This window comes from Bifidobacterium porcinum (assembly GCF_055378475.1).
The window spans coordinates 999,246-1,017,324 of record NZ_AP029603.1 but is presented as its reverse complement, the minus strand read 5'-3'; the positions used below and the strand labels follow the sequence as shown (position 1 = coordinate 1,017,324).

Here is an 18,079-nt window from a genome sequence, read left to right as displayed (position 1 = left end):
TCCCACTGTAGCCCGGCACGGCAACGGACGAAGACTTGACACGTTGACCGGGTGAATCAGTGACTGCGGGACGCCCGATGCCACAGTCCCGCGCGTGGGGACGGGTCTGCTTCCTGTGCCGACCTGTGGCGGCGCAGTTGGACGGGTTTAAGCGGACAGCCCGCGCATAGCGGCGAATCCGGGTCGGGCGTGCAGCCGCCCGTGGCGCAGCCGTGCGAGCCGCGCCACGTAACCAGATCAATTGCACCCTCAGCTTCCAGACTTTCGGCGACCTGTCGGACAAAATCCACAGGCATGCCAAGTACGCGAGCACACGCGGCGATATCAAGCCCCTGCCTAATCATCACCGCAACCCTGCCGCGGACACCGGTAGGCATGCGGCGAACGGTGTGTTTGGCGCTTTCTGCGGCAGTATCCATACCAGCACTCATTCACATCACCAGCCTGAGCAGTTGGAATGCGACCACCGCAAGCACGTACGCAACCGCCAGCCCCAGCGCGACACTGCCGGCGGCGACACGCCCGCCGAACTGGCGTTTCAACTCGGCCACCGTTGCCAGGCACGGGGTGTAGGCGAGCACGAACAACAGGAACGAGATCGCCGCGGCACGCCCATGTCCGTCTGAAGATTCATCGAAGGATTCGCGCAGCTTGCTGCCGAGCGCACCCTGCCCCTGCTGTTGTTCGGACTGGTCGTCCGTGCCGGAGATGCTGTAGGACTGGGACATCGAGCCGACCACTACCTCCTTGGCGACGAACCCGGTGAGCAAGGCGGCCGAGGCATGCCAGTCGTCGAATCCGGCGGGCGCGAACACCGGCGCCACCGCGTCGGCGACCACACCGTAGGCCGAATCATGTACATCCTCGACGTTTCCGAAGCTCCCCGCACCCGCCGTAGCCGGAACGGAGGCGAGCAACCATAGCACAATGATCACGCTGATGATGATCGAGCTCGCCCCGCGCAGGAAGCCCCACAGCCGGATGAGCACGGACCTGACCAGTGCCACGGCTTTCGGCCACTGGTAGGGCGGCAGCACCATGGCAAACGGTTCAGGCTTCAAATCACGGAATACAGTGTGACGCAACAGCACGCCAATCGCCAGAATCAGCACAATCGAGATGACATACATGAGGAAGACGACCAAGCCCGCCGTGGAGCGGAAGAACGCGTACGCGAGCACGAGATACACGGACAGCCGTGCAGAACATGAGGCGAACGGTATGAGCATGCCGACCATAACGCGCTGCCGTGAATCAGTGAGCGTACGGGTGGCCGCAAGTCCCGGCAGATTGCACCCGAAACCGACAACAATCGGCAGGAACGCACGCCCGTCAAGTCCCAGGGCACGCATCAGACGGTCCATGACGAACGCGGCACGCGCCAGATACCCGCAATCCTCCAGCAAGGACAGCATGATGAACATGATGCCCATCGGCGGGATGAACGTAGCCACGGTGATGACGCCGTCGAGCAGACCGTCCACGATCAGTCCGTGCACCCAACCGCTCGTGGCGCCCGGACCGAATAGTGACATGACCGCGTCAATCCCGTCGGTCAGCCATCCGCGTACGGTCACGTCAAACCAGTCTTGCATCGGACCGGCAAGCGTGGTGGTCGCCTGGAACACGAGATACATGACCGCGAGGAACACCGGCACGCCCAGCCACGGGTTGAGCAGGACGCGATCGATGCGGTCGGACACCGTCTCCCTCCCGGCATGGTCCAGACCGAGCCGGTGGATGATGCCGGCAGCCCAGTCGAAGCGGCGGTCGGCGCCCTCACGAACCATGGTTGCAAGTTCTTCGTCGTTGCCGGCGTGCATCAGCTGCAAACCGCGCGGCAGCGGGGTCCCATCGAAATTTCCGGCGACCGTGCGCATAAGCGAATCGGTTCCCTCGCCGGTACGCGGATCGATCGCGATCACCGGCACGCCGTCAAGCGCCTGTGACAACGTTTGCGGATCGATTTCGTCGCCTTGGCGGCGGGCCAGATCGTTCATCGACAGCGCGACGACGACGGGCCGGCCCAGTTCGAGCACGCCTGCGAGAAAGTACAGGGACCGGACAAGATTGGTGGCGTCCAGTACGGCCACCAGCGCATCAGGCGTCGGCATGCCGTCAATCCCGGCGGCGGCCTGCGCGGCAACCCGTTCGTCCGGCGACTGCGGGAGCAGCGAGTAGGTGCCGGGCGTGTCGATGATGTCCCAGATGCCCGCGGACGATTCGGGAATGCCTGGTTTGCCGGTCATGTCAAGCCGCCCGCGCTCGACAAGCACCGTGGTGCCCGGCGCGTTCATCACACGCGCGCCAGCACCCAGCAGCGCGTTGAACAGTGTGGATTTGCCGACGTTGGGGTTGCCGACGAAGACCACACGTCGTGCGGTTTCGCCGGTCAACGTATGCCCGCCGCCGGAACCATGGTGGCAGTCCGCATCCGCGTCGGCACTGGGCGCGCGGCCGAATCGAATGGCGTCGAACAGCCGTTCGAGCCGCCCGCGGGTGGGGCGTCCCTGCTGCATGTCGTCGTGTCCGCAGCGCTGTCCGTCATGCTGCCCGCCGTGCTGAGCATGCCCGCAATGCACGCAATGCCCGTTATGCCCGTCGGGCCCAGTATCCCCGGTATGAGCAGGTTTGGATTCGCTGTCGCCATGCCCGCAATACGCGGCGCATCCGGCGGTATTCGTCGATTCTTCAGGCTTGATATCCGCGCTCATGATTGTTCTCCATGCGTGTTGGGTTCCGCTGGCCGGACGGTGATGGATTGGGCGGTGGCCGCGTCGATGGCGATTCTGCCCGTGCCGATGGCGATGACACGTCCACCGAAATTCGACCGCTGGGTGACACGCACCAAGCCGCCCGCCCTGATGCCGAGTTCCAGCATGCGCAGCATATGCCGTTCATCCATGCGTACGCCGGTGACCCGCATATCCTGCCCTACCGGGCATTCTTCCAACGTCCACTCGCAGGCGGCACCGAAGCCAATGCCAGAGCCAGTGCCGTTACCAGGCTGGGAACCGTTTCCGCCGCCGGGTTCACCATCGGAATTGAAACCGGTATCATGTGCCGGTTTTCCCGCATGTGAAGCTACTGCTGGGTCATATGGGTTTGGGCTGTGTGCGCCTGGTTCTCGTTTCATCACGTACCGACAATAACCGGCATGACACCGATTGCACAAGACTGTTTAGGAAAATAGCGTATTTTTACGTTCGCCCCTTTTCTGCGAAAGCCACCGATGTCACCTACTGCCGGCGCTCATCCGCCCCCGACGCCGTCCACCCCCGGTGCGTAGAGTATGACCGTCTTCCGCGCTGGATGAGGTGACGCACCACGCCCCATGGGATCGGCGACGAAAACATGCCCCACTCGTAGCGCCCAAGCTAACGCAGCGCCCAGAGCGCCAGTGGCACCGCCGACAACGTCTGCACCCGCGCAAACCGCGCCTTCTGCAAACCCGATACCGGCCGGCATGCGCGAGCGGGCAAGTCGCCGCACAACAGACGACACATGACAGCGCATAGCAACGTATCGGTCCGGACACGGCTCACGACCTATGACGGCAACCGACTATGCACGATGGCAAACGATGGCAAACGACGACAAATGACGACAACGCCATGACAAGGAGCACGATGCCCGAAAGCACACAGCAACAACCGAAACCCGCAGGCAGCACGGAGCACAATCCCGACCCGCGCCCCGCAAACCGCAACACAGCCGACTCCCCTGTCCCTTGGCGCACGCGCGCGGCCATCGCGTCCATCGGCATGCTCTCCTTCGTCGGGATCCTCACCGAAACCTCGATGACCGTGGACTTCCCGGTGCTCATCCGCAGCATGCATGTACCACTGACCACCGTGCAATGGCTCACCACCGGGTATCTGCTGCTGGTGACTATCGTCATGGGCAGCACCGCATACTTGCTCAAACGGTTCAATCCCCGCGCACTGTTCTTCTTCGCGCTCGCCACGAGCATCATCGGCTCGCTCATCTGCCTGGTTGCCCCCGGATTCGCCCTGCTGCTGTTCGGGCGCATGCTCCAGGCAATCGCCACAGGCATCGCCACACCACTGATGTTCCAGACGATTTTCACCCAAGTACCCGTACGCAAGCTCGGCGTGTACACCGGCTTCGCCGCCGTAATCATCTCCTTGGCGCCGGCGCTCGGACCCTCGTATGGCGGCATTATGACCAGCGTATGGTCTTGGCGCGCGATTTTCGTAGGCGTCCTCCCCCTGCTCGTATGCATCGGCATCGCCGGCTCGTTCAGCATCCACGGTACTGCGCCGGGTGTCGCCGGCCAACGCTTTGACGTCATCGGGCTCACGGTCTTGTCCTGCGTGTTCTTGGGATTGCTTGTCGCATTCAACGAGGCCGGACGGGGCGGCTGGCTGTCCCCGCGGTTCTGGATCGGTCTGCTCGTCGTCCTGGCGTTGATCGCCGTCATGGTGTGGCATGCCCGTCATGGCGCGCGCAGGCTGTTCGATTATTCGATTCTGGACAACCGGATGGTGAGACTGCGTCTGTTCTCGTATTTCGGCATGCAGTTCATCAATATCGGCATTTCGATTGTGTTCCCGCTTTACGTGCAGGATGTGCTCGGCGATTCCGCGATGACAGCGGGTCTTATGCTGCTGCCGGGTTCGCTGATCGGTTCGATTGCCGCGCCCTTCGCCGGACAGGCCTACGACCGTTCCGGTTTGCGCCGGCCGATCACCGTCAGCATCACGCTCATGGTACTGGCATTGGGATTGCTCACGGGGTTCGCCGAATCGCTGACCGTTGTGCTGACCGGCATCTTCTATACGCTGCTCAGAATCGGTTTCAATATCGGATTCGGCATCACGATGTCCGACGCAAGTAAATATGTCGCGCCTCGGCAAAAATCCGATCAGAACTCCTTGTTCTCGATGATGCAGCAGTTCGCCGGGTCGCTCGGCACCGCAGTCATGAGTGCGGTGATCGCCGCGCAGACCCTGCACATGCCTGTAAGTTCTGCGACCATAAGCGGCAGCCGAATCGATTTCATCATCCTGCTGGTGTTGGCGCTGGCGATTGGCGCTTGTGTCGCCATCTCCTTCCACGCGCGGAGGGAAGCGTAAGCAGGCGGATGCAACAACGGCCGGGCAAACCGCCCTCCTCGTCGGATCCTGCCTGCATGCACCGGACTGGTACAACGGAATACCGCTCGCACCGCCATCTGCGGTATCTGTAGTACCTGCTCAGAGCTATCTCGTCTATTTGTGTGCGTCATCGCCTGATATCGCGAGTAGCATCGTTGATATTCCGCGGCCGATACTTGCGATATCGACTTTCATGAACACAGATAGAGCAGATGCGCTTCGGGAAGTACTACAGAAAGGCGAGATGCTCGCCGGAAGTACCGCAGATAAGCGAAGTATCGTGCTACCAACCACCGCGGCCCCGTCACTCACCTACACATGCACCATAAGCCTGATGCATTAGCTGCAGCTGAGGAAAATATCTATAAGCTCGACGAACTACTGTTCGACGGAACAGCACAATGGGAAGCATTTTGCTGCTTACATATTTTCAGCGCTGTATCACAAAAGTTATTCAGCGCTCCACTCGATGAAAGATGTCAAATATTCTATGATATTCTCTCCGAGCAGGGAATCCCCATCGCCACACGATTCGGATTGGATCACCCGCGCAATGACCAAGCACTCGAAGCGGGTGCCAGAGTATATCTGCGAATAAACGGGGAATTGAGCCAGAATGAAATAGATCTTTGGCACATTGTTTTCCGCAGCTCACCGACTCGCCGACCGATATCCAAGAGCCAAGTGCGTTTTATGCACGGACCATGGCATATTTGCCAAGACTGCTGAAAGCGTATCAACGGGTGGTTAATGTCTTCAAGAGCCAGCCACTTGACAATCACCGGATTTCTGAATAGGTAAGGTCGCAGTCCAAACTAGAAAACAGGGACGCTCGGCGTGAAAAAGAACCACGTGGGCTATTACACCGATAGCGGGAAGGCACTGCACATTGTTATCAAGGCACTTCCCAGCTCCACAAGCCTCGGCATTGGCCTCAACGCAACTATGGACGACCTTGACGATCCGAACGGCTACGCGCAGGACAAGCGACCGCACGGATTCGAGGCGGGATGCCTGACACGGGTGGATCTGCGAAGCGCCGAAGATATTCCTCAGGTGATGAAGCTGATTAATCAGTGCTGATTGAAGGTTGTGCTACAGCAGCAAGTAGGCTGCTCGCGGTAGCAGCACAACCGGTTCCGCGTCCTGTGATTTGCCATGCCATCACAAGACGCGGAACCGGAAAAATCAACACAGTGGGCTACTCAAACTCAGGACAGCGTTTGCAGTTCGTTCTCCGCACTTTCATCATCCGCTGATGCCACACTACGTTCCGCTTCGTATATCTTCACCATACGCTTCCATTGTGCAAGATTCTTGGCATCCTGCTCTTTTCTTTCCTGAAGATAGCCTTGGTATTCCTCCAACAGCTTGTCCCTCAACTGCTTATCAACTGCAAAGATGTACAACCCATGCACACCGCGCTTCATCAGGACATTGAACTGGTTGCGGATATTGCGAATTCGGTCCTCCTGTGATGCCTTCTTCTCCTTGGCGTACTGGTCGCAACTGGCATCAGGATCATATATCACCTTGCCGTCACGGTACTTGACAGACGGTCCAATGATGACACCGGCGATATTGAGATCGAATCCCTGAATGGTATAGGTCGAGCCCACTTCGAAAACCGTGTGCTCCTCTTCAGCCCATGAACGCTCTTCGGCAACACGGTGTTTCGTTGAAGACCAGCGGTCCGAAAGCGATGCCAACGATTCGGTAACACTTTTTGGAGTCTGCTGATATATGCCTCGTTTTTTATGTGATGTATCGGTGCCTGACTGCGTCTTTCCCGATGTGTTGTTACCGAGGGACCCAGTATATTTCGTGAATTCCATATTCCATGGCATGCAGAATCGATCATCAGGCATGGACGAGATAACGTCATCACCCGGGACATCCACATTCTTCGCCCCAATGCCGAAAGTCTCGACCAATGCACTTCCCATAGACTGCGCGCATGCATGAACAGTACTGTCAATCTCCTGCTTCATGTCTTCAGAAAGACCGGACTGCCAATCCCCGTTTTCATCACGGTACATTTCGACATTCCAAAAGCCGCATGGATCGTTTTCATTTACTTTGCCTGACGTGTAAGGCCAGTCATATGTAGCTATAACCCTTGATAGACCACCTTCGTGCCTGCTGAGGTTATTCGGTCTTGCCTTTGCATAGATTGCCTGGAACAGTTCCACAGGGGATTCGAACACCTTGATTTCATACGGTTGCCGCACCCATTCAATCGTCGATGCCTTCGGCTCCGAATACGAACCATCGATATTCCTGTAATTTTCCTCCTGCGGTTCACGCATTTCGCCTGGATCAGCTGGGATGTGACCGATAACGCCGCATGCTGATGCGCGATTATCATCCTGATGTTCGGCGATGAAATCGTCAATCCAGTTGATGGTTGCATCATCCGCGCATACACGCATCTGCGCTTTCAGGACGATATTCGTCACATCGACGGTAAGCGGTTTCCTGTCGATTTTCTCGGGTTGCTCCGGCTGAACCATCTTGAGTTTCTTACGAGCCCAATAATCGATATCGGGTGTTTTCATCTGGATGATCGGCAAGTCCACGCTCCGCGACTTGTTGTTCGCAGCGTCTGCGGCATTCTTCCGAAATGGGTCGGCAACTGCGAATTCCGCGGAGGCAAGGTCACGCCATCCTTCGGGGAATAGGCGCGCAATGAGGTCAGGACTCCAGTCGCAACGTTCCTGAATAATCTGGCTGGGATCAAAAACAGCGACCGTGACCTTGGATCGCAGGATGATATCGTACAGTTGGTTGCCACCCTGGTATGACTGGCTTGATCTTGTCTGAAGCAGGTGTGCCTCGTCAACAAGCGCCACGTCGGCAATTTCAGCCGGCTTATCGTAGTCGTAAAGCGTTACTTTCGCATCATCCTGATATTTTTTGTCTTCCTCGATTTCGACTTTCGAACTCTTAGCGTTGATGAACCCAATCGCCTTGGTCACTTCAGCCACGGTTTTCCTGCCCGTGACGCTGGAAGTATTGACCTTATCCATCCCAAGTTTCTTTGCGATATTCCGGTAGACGGTAAGTTGCTGGTCGTGGTTGACGATGAGGTCCACTTCGCTTTTGTCACGAGCGCCCCGCATATCGCCGAGTTCCTCGTTCAGCCGGTAGAACAGATGGCTGAGCAGTACAGTCTTGCCTGTTCCAGCGGCCCCAGCGACCAGAATCAGCGAATGCGCAGGATCGCCACCGGATTTTTCTGACTGCGAGAATGCCCGCAGCTTGGTTTCGACAACATCCATGATGAGTCGCGCAGCTTTCCGCTGCTCATCGGTGAGGTTATGGAACGGGGATGCTTTGAACAGCGCCGAGTCGAAAATGACCTGTTCATCGGGAAACAGCTCGGGGCTATCCGGGTGCTTTTCGCTCCAGAAATTGCCGAGTCCGCGCCAGATGTCATGGAATATCTGGGTGGTCATTTCGGACTGATGGTAGTTGCTCTGCGGATTGCGCCGGCGATTCATCAGTTTCTTGACGTCCGGGACACCGACCATATAGTCGATGAGACGGTCTTCGATGTCTTCCGTCATCGACTTCGTGAAAAACTGATCACAGATGAGCACCTGCTTGTAGGAGCCAGGTTTTTCGGTGAGTCTTTTCGCGACTTCAGCCCAATCAGATCTGCTCAAAGGATCCGAGTTCAGATGTTCCCTAACACGACGAGCGATGTCATTGGTCTCCCCCACGTACACGGTATAGCCGCGCTTCCACTTATAACGGTCCCCATCAACGCCTTTCGGTAAGCTCCGAGAATCCTTCTCTTGCGAATCCTCTGTAATCTTAGAATGTTCACGGCTTTCAAGAGAATCCTCGATATCGCTGCTATCGGGATCAGATGAGGCAACGTATCGCCGAACAGCATCGGCGTCCTCACTGTCTGGATTGAACCAGATTTTCTTGCCATCGACAGTATCGTATTTCAGCGTAACATCGTACGCGCCGGTCTCCTCGTTGCCGTAGACGATATACACGACTGGATAATCAACTGTTTCAATACGCCGACGGTTGAGATATTTCCGGGAAGCAGCAGAAAACGACTGGCCTTTCGTGTCTTCTTTCAAATGCTGAACAGCGCGATTGGCGAATGCCAGCGAAGCTGACTCAACAACGGAATGATCAAGAAGTTCCGCATCGCCAGCTTGCTCTTGAACAGCGTGCTGATACCCCTCTGCGAAGAAATGAAGCAGCTCCGTCTCTAGCTCCGCCTTTAACGGCTGTTCGTATTCTCCGACATCTACACAGCGGTCATAATCCATTTGGATGAACGATGGCGTCTGGTCATCACGTTTGCCGGTGTGCCTGTTGAGGAGATGCTTCAGTTGGTTCTCAAGTTCTCCAGCAAGCTCGGATTCATTGATAGTCGGCAGTTTTTCGGCACGCATCGAATCAGACTGAAAGTCGCAAGACACGTTCATCCCCTCCTCGCAGCCTCCGGTTTCGCATCAACATACTAGATTACTCCGGGAGGGGGTATCGGGCAAAATGCACGAGCTGTCAGTCGGAAACAAATAACCGCATCATTCCTCGTCGCATGAGTTCCAAGTTCGCTGAACGGCAGACTGGATAAGGCCTCGCAATCGTCCATCATGAAGAGTTTCCTAGTTAGCAGATATCAAATCAACGACCGGAGAACAGATGGAGTCTCAAGATACAGAATCCATGATCAACCATTTACAAGCCAACTGGGACCTGTTTACCAAGAACCGAATCATTCCCGCCTACCATTACATCGGGGCAGCAATTCGCTCCTACGAAGAAGCGACAGCATGTGCCAACCGTATCCAGTGGACCATTGAGCAAGCACAGAACAACTATCAAAGAACGTTCTCGGGTTCTAGAGAGGTGATTTTTACCAAAGACTCCACCTTCTTGCCCGACATCGAAATCGCCGGGCAACACCAGAAGGGCATTGAATTCATTCGGGAGCAGCGGAACAATTACTTCCATTATCTGCGTATGACATATGACAGGCTGGCGTTTGCAGCATATCAGAGCTTCCTACGCGGGAAAATCAAGGATTCGCATCCGGCGGTCAGCGAGATTGTAAAGCAAATCAAGAACACCCCGGGAATCACACAAGGTGCGGATAGAAATCCAGAAACAATGGTAGTTATCAGTACAAAGAGATGGTTTGCAAACGTAACCGAAGAACGCGGCGAACAGTCGAAATCTCTGCTAGATTACATCACTGACTTCGATAATAGGATGAAACATGAATTTCCACTCGCAACGCCATATCACTGTTCATTTACTTTAGACGACGCGATCGTTTATACGATGCCCATCCCGGGATTCAAGAAGAAAAACCGCATACATCAAGAGCAAGATTTGCTCAAGGCAATCCCGGGATTCAGCATTTTCATGAGAAATGCAATCCAGCAGTTCATTGATGCTGTTATCTCTGATCAGGAAAAAAGTTCTCCATACAAGAATGCCTTCAATGGAGTCATCCTACAACCAATCAATCACGAAGGTGTTGTGCCCGGAGTATACATCGATAGCTCCGTTTATGATGCACCCGAGACAATCTACGTACTTGGATCGGCTCGCAGCCATGAAGAAATGGAGCAGTTGCGAAAGAATCCAACATTGCTGAATCATGTTTATTTATCGATGAGTGAAGGCAGATATATTCGATATCGTTTGAACACTCCCGACAAGAACGAATACAATATCGTAGACTTGTCAATTCCTACATACAACCTTTATACAAGAGAAAAATAGGCCCTTCGGGCATTCTTGCGGGTCGGCAATGAGGTTACGCGCGGGGTCTTACGACAATAGGTTCCCCTTGGGCCCCTTCTCAAATCAGCGTCTCAAAATATCACGTTCCCCAGCCTGAGATATCGTCCGATTAGCTTGAAGACATTTCCGATCAGCAATGCCTCGATAGCCATCCCCTAACACTAGCCGGCCTCCTCAGAAAAATCAGTCTTAGAGCAACAGCCAACGCTTTGCGCGAGGACTCTGTCACATTCATGATCAAATCCGCAACAGTTCCATCAGCAGACTTCATTTTCCCCGACCGGATCATGTTGGAAATCGCCAGCAGCAACAACGTGACCGTTGTCAAACGTTGTTGCCCGTCGATGATGTGATACTCGATCTTGCTGCCATCCGGCACAATCTGGGAGACCATGCTCCCGAAGAAATGATGGCTTCTTCCATCACGAATGGCCCTCTCCAAATCCGCATACAGTTGGCGACAATTGTCAACCTTCCAGTCATACTTTCTCTGGTACACCGGAATGACATACCGCTTGTCAGTGCCCTCCATCAGCCCAAGCAGCTGAGTTTCAGAACCCTTCATATTGCCTCCACTCACGTGACCCGGGTGCTGCTCGCTACGCAGCGAGATGGGTGGCACGCGGGCTAATGCCGATAATGGTTAGTGTATTCGTGGCTGTGAATGCGAGAAGGCAGTTCAGCTTCCTCTTCAACGTACTAACACCACATAGACGAATCTCGAATAGAACTACAGTGTAGCTATGAGTGAAAATGATATCGACGAGCAAGATATGGCTTTCTGCCATGCATACGCTAATCTCTTCTTCAACGGTGCATATCAGCACTGCAAACAAGCAATGCAGCTCAATGAAACAATGGGGACAAAACTCAGCTATCAAGAAGCCATTGAATACTGCACACATGCGGGTTCGGCAGCAGAAATGCTGGTTTACGGCAATCTCGCTGAACATGGAAACCTGGAATCACTGTGGGAGAACGCTCCGAGTACAGGTCATTATTTTTCGCTACCTTTTACAGCAGTAGACAGCCCAAACATCCAGGCGATTATGGGGCATAAAACAAGAAGCATCGCAAGAATCTACGATGATATGAGAAACGGGAAAATCGCACTGATGCCAGAACATCCGCTAAGCAAGCATCATATTGATCTCCTGAACCAGCTCAGATACCTGCGGAATAAAGCGGTACACGAGAATATCCTGCTGAGCGATTTTGATACTGTCGAATGTACATTTGGGGCATTCCACAGCTATATTTTGACAACATTCAACCCAACCGACAAGGAATACCAAGCGTTCGCTACGACTTCGGAAGATTCACCATTCAAAGACGCAGAGACGGATCTCTTCCGGCAATGGGTATTTGCCGCACGGAGACGTTATGCAAACCAACCGAAGGAGACTAAAGAAAGTGAAAATCATCGACTTCTCGAGGAACAGAGAAGAATTGACGAACGGTGGCATAAATTTCTCGGAAAACAAGGCTATCAAGACCATTGCATCAGAGAGAAGAAAATAATCTCTTGTCCAATTTGCGGACGTTGTACGTTCAAGTCAACATTTACAGGATCACCAATCACATTCTGGAATGGCATTCCAGACAATAGCCCTTCCACACTTTTCTGGTCCGAGAATACATATCTTGAATCCTCTTGCTGTGTGGCAAACGATAGCGAGGCTATGCACTGGACCGATTTCGAAATCGCCTTGTACAACAAGACATTCGTTGGAATGGAATGAATATCATGCTCGAACAGCCCATCATCACATTCATCGCAACTCTGTCAGCACTCATGTGACATCAACATTCCCATTCCCCGCTTTCACCTCATGACGAATGCTTCGACGACACCATCGCGAATATTGATTTCACCTCATCCGGAGATGTATCAAACCACTCATCTCCTGGTGCATCTCCGATTTTCCGGTTCCACAACTCAAGAATCCCGTGCAACACTTTCTCCATACTCCGCGCATTTTCACAATTCATCTGCAACGCAACATGTGGTCTTTCAGGATATGCAGTAGTAGCCTGCCCATAAATACGATCTGTCAAATCAACATCCGTCATGCCCACCTTACATGGCCAGTGGTCCTTGCCTTGAAGTTCAGCAAACTGTCTGTATGTATCGTAGTAATACACATATACGACGCCCGGCCCCTCGCCCAGAGTCTTATCCGCTTTCAGTCCCGCAGCCCTGGCTCTGTCTGTCTGTTCAACAACATGGTTCTCCAGCTCATCGTCACTAGGCACCTCTTCATATCGCAAACGCCATATCCCATAACTTGGGTGTGTTGCATAAGGGCTCAAATATTGAATAGCCTTTTTAAATACATTTGCCGGCTGTGACTGTACAGGTAATCCATTGTTCTTTTCATGGAATTTCAACACACATTGAATCGCTTGTTTTCGCCTAACCTGGCTCATATTGAAAAGCGCTATCAGATCTTCGGCGAAAATCTGAGGAATCATTGGCTGACCCGCATATTTATATGTTTCGCCCCGACCAACGTTCCCTATCTCTGGGTCATATTTCCATGTCGTTTTTGCTCGCCGTCGTTCCATTAGAGATTCCTCCTTATATGGCGTCCATTGTAAATCCATTGTTGGAGGACACGAAGCTACCGGAACACACAATGAAAACCTCATCATCCGGTCAGTAATTCGGCTTCACCTCACACGCACGACCGTCGCCATCCGCATCCAAGTCACGCGAATACCCCGGATCGCTGGTAATGTAACCCACGAAGACAGCTGAGATCAACGAGACAAGATTGCGTCCGCCCTCAAGAAGACACATGAGGAACAATAATGCATCCAATAATATTGTGCTTGGTCAGCTCTGGTATCCGGTTAACATACACCTACCGGCGCGAACACGTGAACATACTCTGGTTACTTGCTCTGCATCCCAAGAATCAAGCATCGTATGCGATACCAACATACGCAGCTTCACAGCTAGAAGTGCCACGTGCATGTGACGGAAAGCGGATGTCTTTTCACTCGACACACAGCCATGCCGCTGTGAACAGACAATCTGAGCTTTCTCAAGTAGTGGGGCTTTAACCCGATTCCGTCCATCAGACAATATGCTCCCGGGAGAACTCGCGGATTTCGGGATTTGGCGATGATCTCCCTAATGAGAATGTTGGAATTTCGCGGTTTTGAGAATCGCGTCGATTTCGCCGCTGGGAGATTATCCGCCGAACGTCCCATCCGCGGTAAAGTCCCACAAAAACGCGGGACTTTACCAGCCAAATGGTCAGATTGCGATAATCTCCCGCATCCGCGCATGCAGACACGGGAAATTATCGTCAATCAGCTTCCCACGGAATGAAGTCCCGCGCACGCCCATGCCGCCATGCAACACCACCGCGAGACATCTCGTAACCCAGCCCAGCCATCCAGCCGCACCGCTCCGCCCTACATCGATGCCGCCGTAGGATCAGCATCCAGCTCTGCCCGCAGCTTCGCGATCTCCTTCTGCACACCGTCCAAGTGTTGTGCCGTACTGTAATACGGTGTGTCACGCCGCCCGTGTGCCAGATCACGGTAGTGGATAATCTCCAGCTTTTCATAATATTCGAGCGCCTTGAGCGGACTGCGCTTGACTCCCCTGCCGTCACGGTACGCGAGCGCGAGCCGGCGGTACAGTGATTCCTCATTCTCCGCGAACCACTGTTGATTGTCATCATCGGTAACCTGGTCGAGAATCTCAAGATACGCATGTACGGCCACGGTTTCGTTGCGCGGCACACCATACCCGTTGAAGAACATGTCGGCCATCTTGTAGCGCGCTTCAGGGTTGGTGGGGTCAGCGAGATACGCCACGCTGTAGCAAGTGCAAGCCTTCGCATCATCACGCATGGTCCCGTGGGCGTACTGGTAGCAGTACCCCAGATTGAGCGTGGCACGTATGCCGCCACGTTCCGCGGCCTCCTTGTAGTATTCGAACGCCTTAGTGTAATCCTGTTCGCCGAGCACACCATCGTAATAGTACGAACCAAGCAAGGTCATGGCGCCGGTGACGCTCAGCGACACATCAGGCAGGTCATCGCCGGAATCAGGTGTGATACGGATTACTTCTTCCAATGTGGAACGCACGAAACTCGCCGCCCGCTCGCCGATCACACTGCCGGCATCCTGCATGATGCGGTGTGCGGTCGGCACGAACAGGTTCTGGACGACCGCTCACACGGGCACCCCACCCTGCTCGTTGATCTGTCGTTCGATGTTCTGCAGCGTTTCAACGGTCACCGGCCCCATCTCGTCATGGCTCAGCGACTCTTCGAAGGACATGTCCTCATCATCGTCGAAATCGTCCATGGTGTTCCCTTTCCTGATGTTGCGGTTCCCGCACCGGTAGGATGCCGCGCCTGTTGCGGCATCCCGGTATCCACTCACTCTACGCGATGCGTGGCAAGGATTCCAAAACACTGAAAGTATTGTGCATACTGCAAAGGGATGCCAGACCATCACTTACCGTGCAACAGAAAACCGCTGTTCACTCACCTGTCATCCAAACGAGTGAACAGCGGTCATCATGCTTCAGGTCCGCAAAAGTGACGGTTATGCCCGGGCGAATGGCGCAAGCAATCCGGTGATCGGTTTTGCCGGAGGCTCGGCGAATTCCCCGCATTTTGCCGTGCCCGCACCCATGCGTACCAGTCCTTCGACCAAGGTCACCCCTGCCGCCACCCCATCGATGACCGGCCGATGCAAGGTGTTGCATAGCCGCTTGCACATGCCTGCCATGCCGGCGCATCCCAAGACAATGACGTCGGGATCGCAATCCTTGATGGTTGACTCGCATTCTGCGAGCAACGCGCGGTATGCGCCGTCCGGGTCGGAATCCAGACCGAGGACCGGCACGTCGCAGGCGCGGTACGCTACGCATTGGCGTTCGAACCCGTATTCGAGCACCAGGTCTCGTGCACGTCCCAGCGTGCGTGACAGCGTGGTGACGATGGCGAAGGAGCGTCCCAGCAGGCTCGCCGCATGGAAGGCCGCCTGCGCGATGCCGACAACCGGTCCCGACGCGAGTTCCTGCGCGGCGTGAAGTCCGGGATCGCCGAAACACGCGAGCACATACCCGTCGGCGCCTTCCTGTTCGCCTTGCCTGACTTCGTCAAGCACACCCACCGAGGCGAGGGCTTCATCGTAATGGGATTCGATGGAGACCGGTCCCATGCTGGGGTTGGTGGCCACGATGCGGGTGTCGGGCCCGGCGACCGCCTGTGCGGCTTCACGAATGGTGTCAGTCATGCTGGCGGTCGTGTTCGGGTTGATAACTCGGATGGTAATCATCAGCGTGCCGCCTCACTGTCACGGGAATTGCCGTCATTGACATCCGGATCGTCGGCGTCAAGCTGGACGATGTACGGATGGCGGCGTTCCAGAAGCGTGAAGACCGCAAAGCCGAGCCCTGCGCCGATGAACCAGCTGAAGTTGGACAACGCGGTGAGATTCACGATGCCGGCTTGGGCGAGCGGACTGGGCAGAATCGCGCACGCGATAGCGGGGATGCCTGCGAGAATGATCGCTTTGACGGCGTTGGGATTGAACCCGTTGCGATACCAGTACCGGCCGGACGGGTCCATGGTGAACAGGTCATCGACGGCGATACGCTGGTGGGCGACCACGAAGTATCCGGCGATGAGGATGCCGAACAGCGGGCCGATCAACGAACCGAGCAGATCAAGCGTGTAATGGATGGCCTGGTCGTTGGAATACCAGTTCCATGGGGTGATGAGCACGGAACCGACCGCAGCGATCATGCCGCCGGTCCTCCAGCTGATTTTGCGCGGGTTGACATGTGAGAAATCGAAGGCCGGGGAGACGAAGTTCGCGACGATGTTAATGCCGACGGTCGCGGTGACGAATGTCAGGCCACCGAGCAGGATGGCGAACGGCGTATCGATGTGTTCCACGGTCTGGATCGGGTCGGTAATCAGTTCGCCGAACACAGGCACGGTGGCGGACGCGCATATGACAGTCAGCAGCGAGAACACCAGGAAGTTGACCGGCAGACCCCAGAAATTGCCGGTTTTCACGCTACGATAGGTGCCGCAGTATCGGGAGAAATCACCGAAGTTCAGCATCGGGCCGGAGAAGTAGGAGACGATGAGCGCCACAGCGGTGATCATCACGGGAATGGATTGCGTGAGCCCCATCGGCTTGCCGGATGACAGGTTGAGGTCAAGCGCGCCAAGGCCGCCGGCGCGGACAACCAGATAGATGGCGAGCGCAAGCATGACCACGTAGACCATGGGGCCGGCGAAGTCGGTGAATTTGCGGATGGTGTCCATGCCTTTCCAGAACACGCAGGCTTGGGCGACCCACAGGATCCCGTAGGACAGCCAGCCCAAGGCGGACAGGCCCAGGAATGAGGTCTCGGCGAGGGCGTGGGTTGCGGGGATGAATTTGAGGAAGATGATGTTGAGGGATTCGGAGGCGAGGAAGGTCTGCACGCCGTACCATGCGACGGCGATGATGCCGCGGATGATGGCGGGGATGTTGGCGCCTTTGACGCCGAAGACGAAGCGCATGGTGACGGGGAACGGCACGCCGGTACGCTGGCTTGGCTTGGCGACCAGGTTGACGAGCGCCTGGACGATGATGATGCCGACAATCAGGCAGATGAACACCTGCCAGCTGGCGATGCCGAGCGCGAACAGGCTGCCTGCGGTGACATACCCGCCGACGGAGTGGACATCGGACATCCAGAACGCGAAGATGTTGTACCAGCTCCAGCTTTGTTTGCGCAGCGGCGCGAGGTCCTTGTTGGCGAGCCGTGGATCGTACCCCGGTTTGATCAGGGTATCGTCGTCGTTCTCGCGAGCGGTCACTCGACTGCTTGAGGGGATCATGGTCTCCTGCCCTATCGTTGCGGTGCTCATCGTTGCTCCTTACCGTTGTGTTGGATTGCCCGTCTGGCTGATGACACCATTAACCGAAATTTTTATTTCCATAACCGGGATTGAGAGTTTTCCGATTCGTTGCGCAATCCCGAAATCCGTAACATCGCGGACATATTTCATGATTCGACTGGGGAATATCAACGATTTCGCCGTGCAACACGTAACATTGAGGCAACATTGCCATCAAAGAGAACGAATATTTATTTTCATTCACGTGCGGCGACGCTCCGACAAAGTGGCGCTCCGGCAAGT

The 18,079-nt window shown here is 55.2% G+C and carries 14 protein-coding genes; 4 read left to right on the top strand and 10 right to left on the bottom strand.

Features of this window, described 5'->3' with window-relative positions; translation table 11 throughout:
• Positions 1–431: 431 nt before the first annotated feature.
• Positions 432–2,714: a ferrous iron transport protein B gene (feoB, locus tag ACZ41G_RS03935; protein ID WP_464146112.1), complete on the bottom strand. Its 2,283-nt coding sequence runs from the start codon at positions 2,712–2,714 to the stop codon at positions 432–434.
• Entirely contained in the window at positions 2,711–3,136 is a 426-nt protein-coding gene (locus tag ACZ41G_RS03930; RefSeq protein ID WP_464146111.1) for a ferrous iron transport protein A, read from the bottom strand. The genes feoB and ACZ41G_RS03930 overlap by 4 nt, the downstream gene beginning before the upstream one ends.
• 493 nt (positions 3,137–3,629) lie before the next feature.
• Here ACZ41G_RS03930 and ACZ41G_RS03925 point away from each other — a divergent pair, with 493 nt between their 5' ends.
• Both ACZ41G_RS03925 and ACZ41G_RS03920 read left to right on the top strand, forming a co-directional pair.
• Positions 3,630–5,099 carry an MFS transporter gene (locus ACZ41G_RS03925; protein WP_464146109.1) on the top strand — a complete coding sequence of 490 codons (1,470 nt, stop codon included), beginning with the start codon at positions 3,630–3,632 and terminating at the stop codon, positions 5,097–5,099.
• An 858-nt stretch (positions 5,100–5,957) separates the two neighbouring features.
• Positions 5,958–6,203 carry a hypothetical protein gene (locus tag ACZ41G_RS03920; protein WP_464146107.1) on the top strand — a complete coding sequence of 82 codons (246 nt, stop codon included), beginning with the start codon at positions 5,958–5,960 and terminating at the stop codon, positions 6,201–6,203.
• A gap of 128 nt (positions 6,204–6,331) precedes the next feature.
• Here the strand turns inward: ACZ41G_RS03920 and ACZ41G_RS03915 are convergent, their stop codons facing one another.
• Positions 6,332–9,574 carry a DNA/RNA helicase domain-containing protein gene (locus tag ACZ41G_RS03915; protein ID WP_464146105.1) on the bottom strand — a complete coding sequence of 1,081 codons (3,243 nt, stop codon included), beginning with the start codon at positions 9,572–9,574 and terminating at the stop codon, positions 6,332–6,334.
• 244 nt (positions 9,575–9,818) lie between these two features.
• Here ACZ41G_RS03915 and ACZ41G_RS03910 point away from each other — a divergent pair, with 244 nt between their 5' ends.
• A complete protein-coding gene (locus ACZ41G_RS03910) occupies positions 9,819–10,883 on the top strand; it encodes a hypothetical protein (RefSeq protein ID WP_464146103.1) in 1,065 nt (354 codons plus the stop codon).
• A 151-nt stretch (positions 10,884–11,034) separates the two neighbouring features.
• On the opposite strand, the gene ACZ41G_RS03905 is transcribed toward ACZ41G_RS03910, so the two are convergent.
• Complete coding sequence (locus ACZ41G_RS03905) at positions 11,035–11,469, bottom strand: DUF262 domain-containing protein (RefSeq protein WP_235341193.1); 435 nt, start codon at positions 11,467–11,469, stop codon at positions 11,035–11,037.
• Positions 11,470–11,647: 178 nt separating this feature from the next.
• On the opposite strand from ACZ41G_RS03905, the gene ACZ41G_RS03900 reads away from it, so the two are divergent.
• Entirely contained in the window at positions 11,648–12,646 is a 999-nt protein-coding gene (locus tag ACZ41G_RS03900) for a hypothetical protein (RefSeq protein ID WP_464146101.1), read from the top strand.
• Between the two features lie 88 nt (positions 12,647–12,734).
• Here ACZ41G_RS03900 and ACZ41G_RS03895 read toward each other — a convergent pair whose 3' ends face one another.
• From ACZ41G_RS03895 to ACZ41G_RS03870, 6 genes are all read right to left on the bottom strand, one after another.
• Positions 12,735–13,472: a GIY-YIG nuclease family protein gene (locus tag ACZ41G_RS03895; protein ID WP_464146099.1), complete on the bottom strand. Its 738-nt coding sequence runs from the start codon at positions 13,470–13,472 to the stop codon at positions 12,735–12,737.
• A 91-nt stretch (positions 13,473–13,563) separates the two neighbouring features.
• The gene (locus ACZ41G_RS03890) at positions 13,564–13,707 is read right to left on the bottom strand and encodes an excalibur calcium-binding domain-containing protein (RefSeq protein WP_464146097.1); all 144 of its coding nucleotides are present in this window, start codon (positions 13,705–13,707) and stop codon (positions 13,564–13,566) included.
• Between the two features lie 623 nt (positions 13,708–14,330).
• Positions 14,331–15,077: a tetratricopeptide repeat protein gene (locus tag ACZ41G_RS03885; RefSeq protein ID WP_464146095.1), complete on the bottom strand. Its 747-nt coding sequence runs from the start codon at positions 15,075–15,077 to the stop codon at positions 14,331–14,333.
• Positions 15,078–15,098: 21 nt separating this feature from the next.
• Positions 15,099–15,233: a hypothetical protein gene (locus ACZ41G_RS03880; protein WP_464146093.1), complete on the bottom strand. Its 135-nt coding sequence runs from the start codon at positions 15,231–15,233 to the stop codon at positions 15,099–15,101.
• Between the two features lie 243 nt (positions 15,234–15,476).
• Positions 15,477–16,214 (bottom strand): aspartate/glutamate racemase family protein, encoded by a 738-nt coding sequence (locus tag ACZ41G_RS03875; protein ID WP_464146091.1) that lies wholly within the window; start codon positions 16,212–16,214, stop codon positions 15,477–15,479.
• Positions 16,214–17,806: an NCS1 family nucleobase:cation symporter-1 gene (locus ACZ41G_RS03870; RefSeq protein WP_464146089.1), complete on the bottom strand. Its 1,593-nt coding sequence runs from the start codon at positions 17,804–17,806 to the stop codon at positions 16,214–16,216. Before ACZ41G_RS03870 ends, ACZ41G_RS03875 begins: the two co-directional genes overlap by 1 nt.
• Between the last annotated feature and the right edge of the window lie 273 nt (positions 17,807–18,079).

Bases quoted from the DNA above. Each gene is read 5' to 3' on its own strand.
- ACZ41G_RS03895 (WP_464146099.1), bottom strand. From the start codon at position 13,472: ATGGAACGACGGCGAGCAAAAACGACATGGAAATATGACCCAGAGATA.
- ACZ41G_RS03875 (WP_464146091.1), bottom strand. From the start codon at position 16,214: ATGATTACCATCCGAGTTATCAACCCGAACACGACCGCCAGCATGACT.
- feoB (WP_464146112.1), bottom strand. From the start codon at position 2,714: ATGAGCGCGGATATCAAGCCTGAAGAATCGACGAATACCGCCGGATGC.
- ACZ41G_RS03905 (WP_235341193.1), bottom strand. From the start codon at position 11,469: ATGAAGGGTTCTGAAACTCAGCTGCTTGGGCTGATGGAGGGCACTGAC.
- ACZ41G_RS03925 (WP_464146109.1), top strand. From the start codon at position 3,630: ATGCCCGAAAGCACACAGCAACAACCGAAACCCGCAGGCAGCACGGAG.
- ACZ41G_RS03900 (WP_464146101.1), top strand. From the start codon at position 11,648: ATGAGTGAAAATGATATCGACGAGCAAGATATGGCTTTCTGCCATGCA.
- ACZ41G_RS03870 (WP_464146089.1), bottom strand. From the start codon at position 17,806: ATGAGCACCGCAACGATAGGGCAGGAGACCATGATCCCCTCAAGCAGT.
- ACZ41G_RS03930 (WP_464146111.1), bottom strand. From the start codon at position 3,136: ATGAAACGAGAACCAGGCGCACACAGCCCAAACCCATATGACCCAGCA.
- ACZ41G_RS03890 (WP_464146097.1), bottom strand. From the start codon at position 13,707: ATGTGTCTTCTTGAGGGCGGACGCAATCTTGTCTCGTTGATCTCAGCT.
- ACZ41G_RS03910 (WP_464146103.1), top strand. From the start codon at position 9,819: ATGATCAACCATTTACAAGCCAACTGGGACCTGTTTACCAAGAACCGA.
- ACZ41G_RS03880 (WP_464146093.1), bottom strand. From the start codon at position 15,233: ATGGACGATTTCGACGATGATGAGGACATGTCCTTCGAAGAGTCGCTG.
- ACZ41G_RS03915 (WP_464146105.1), bottom strand. From the start codon at position 9,574: ATGAACGTGTCTTGCGACTTTCAGTCTGATTCGATGCGTGCCGAAAAA.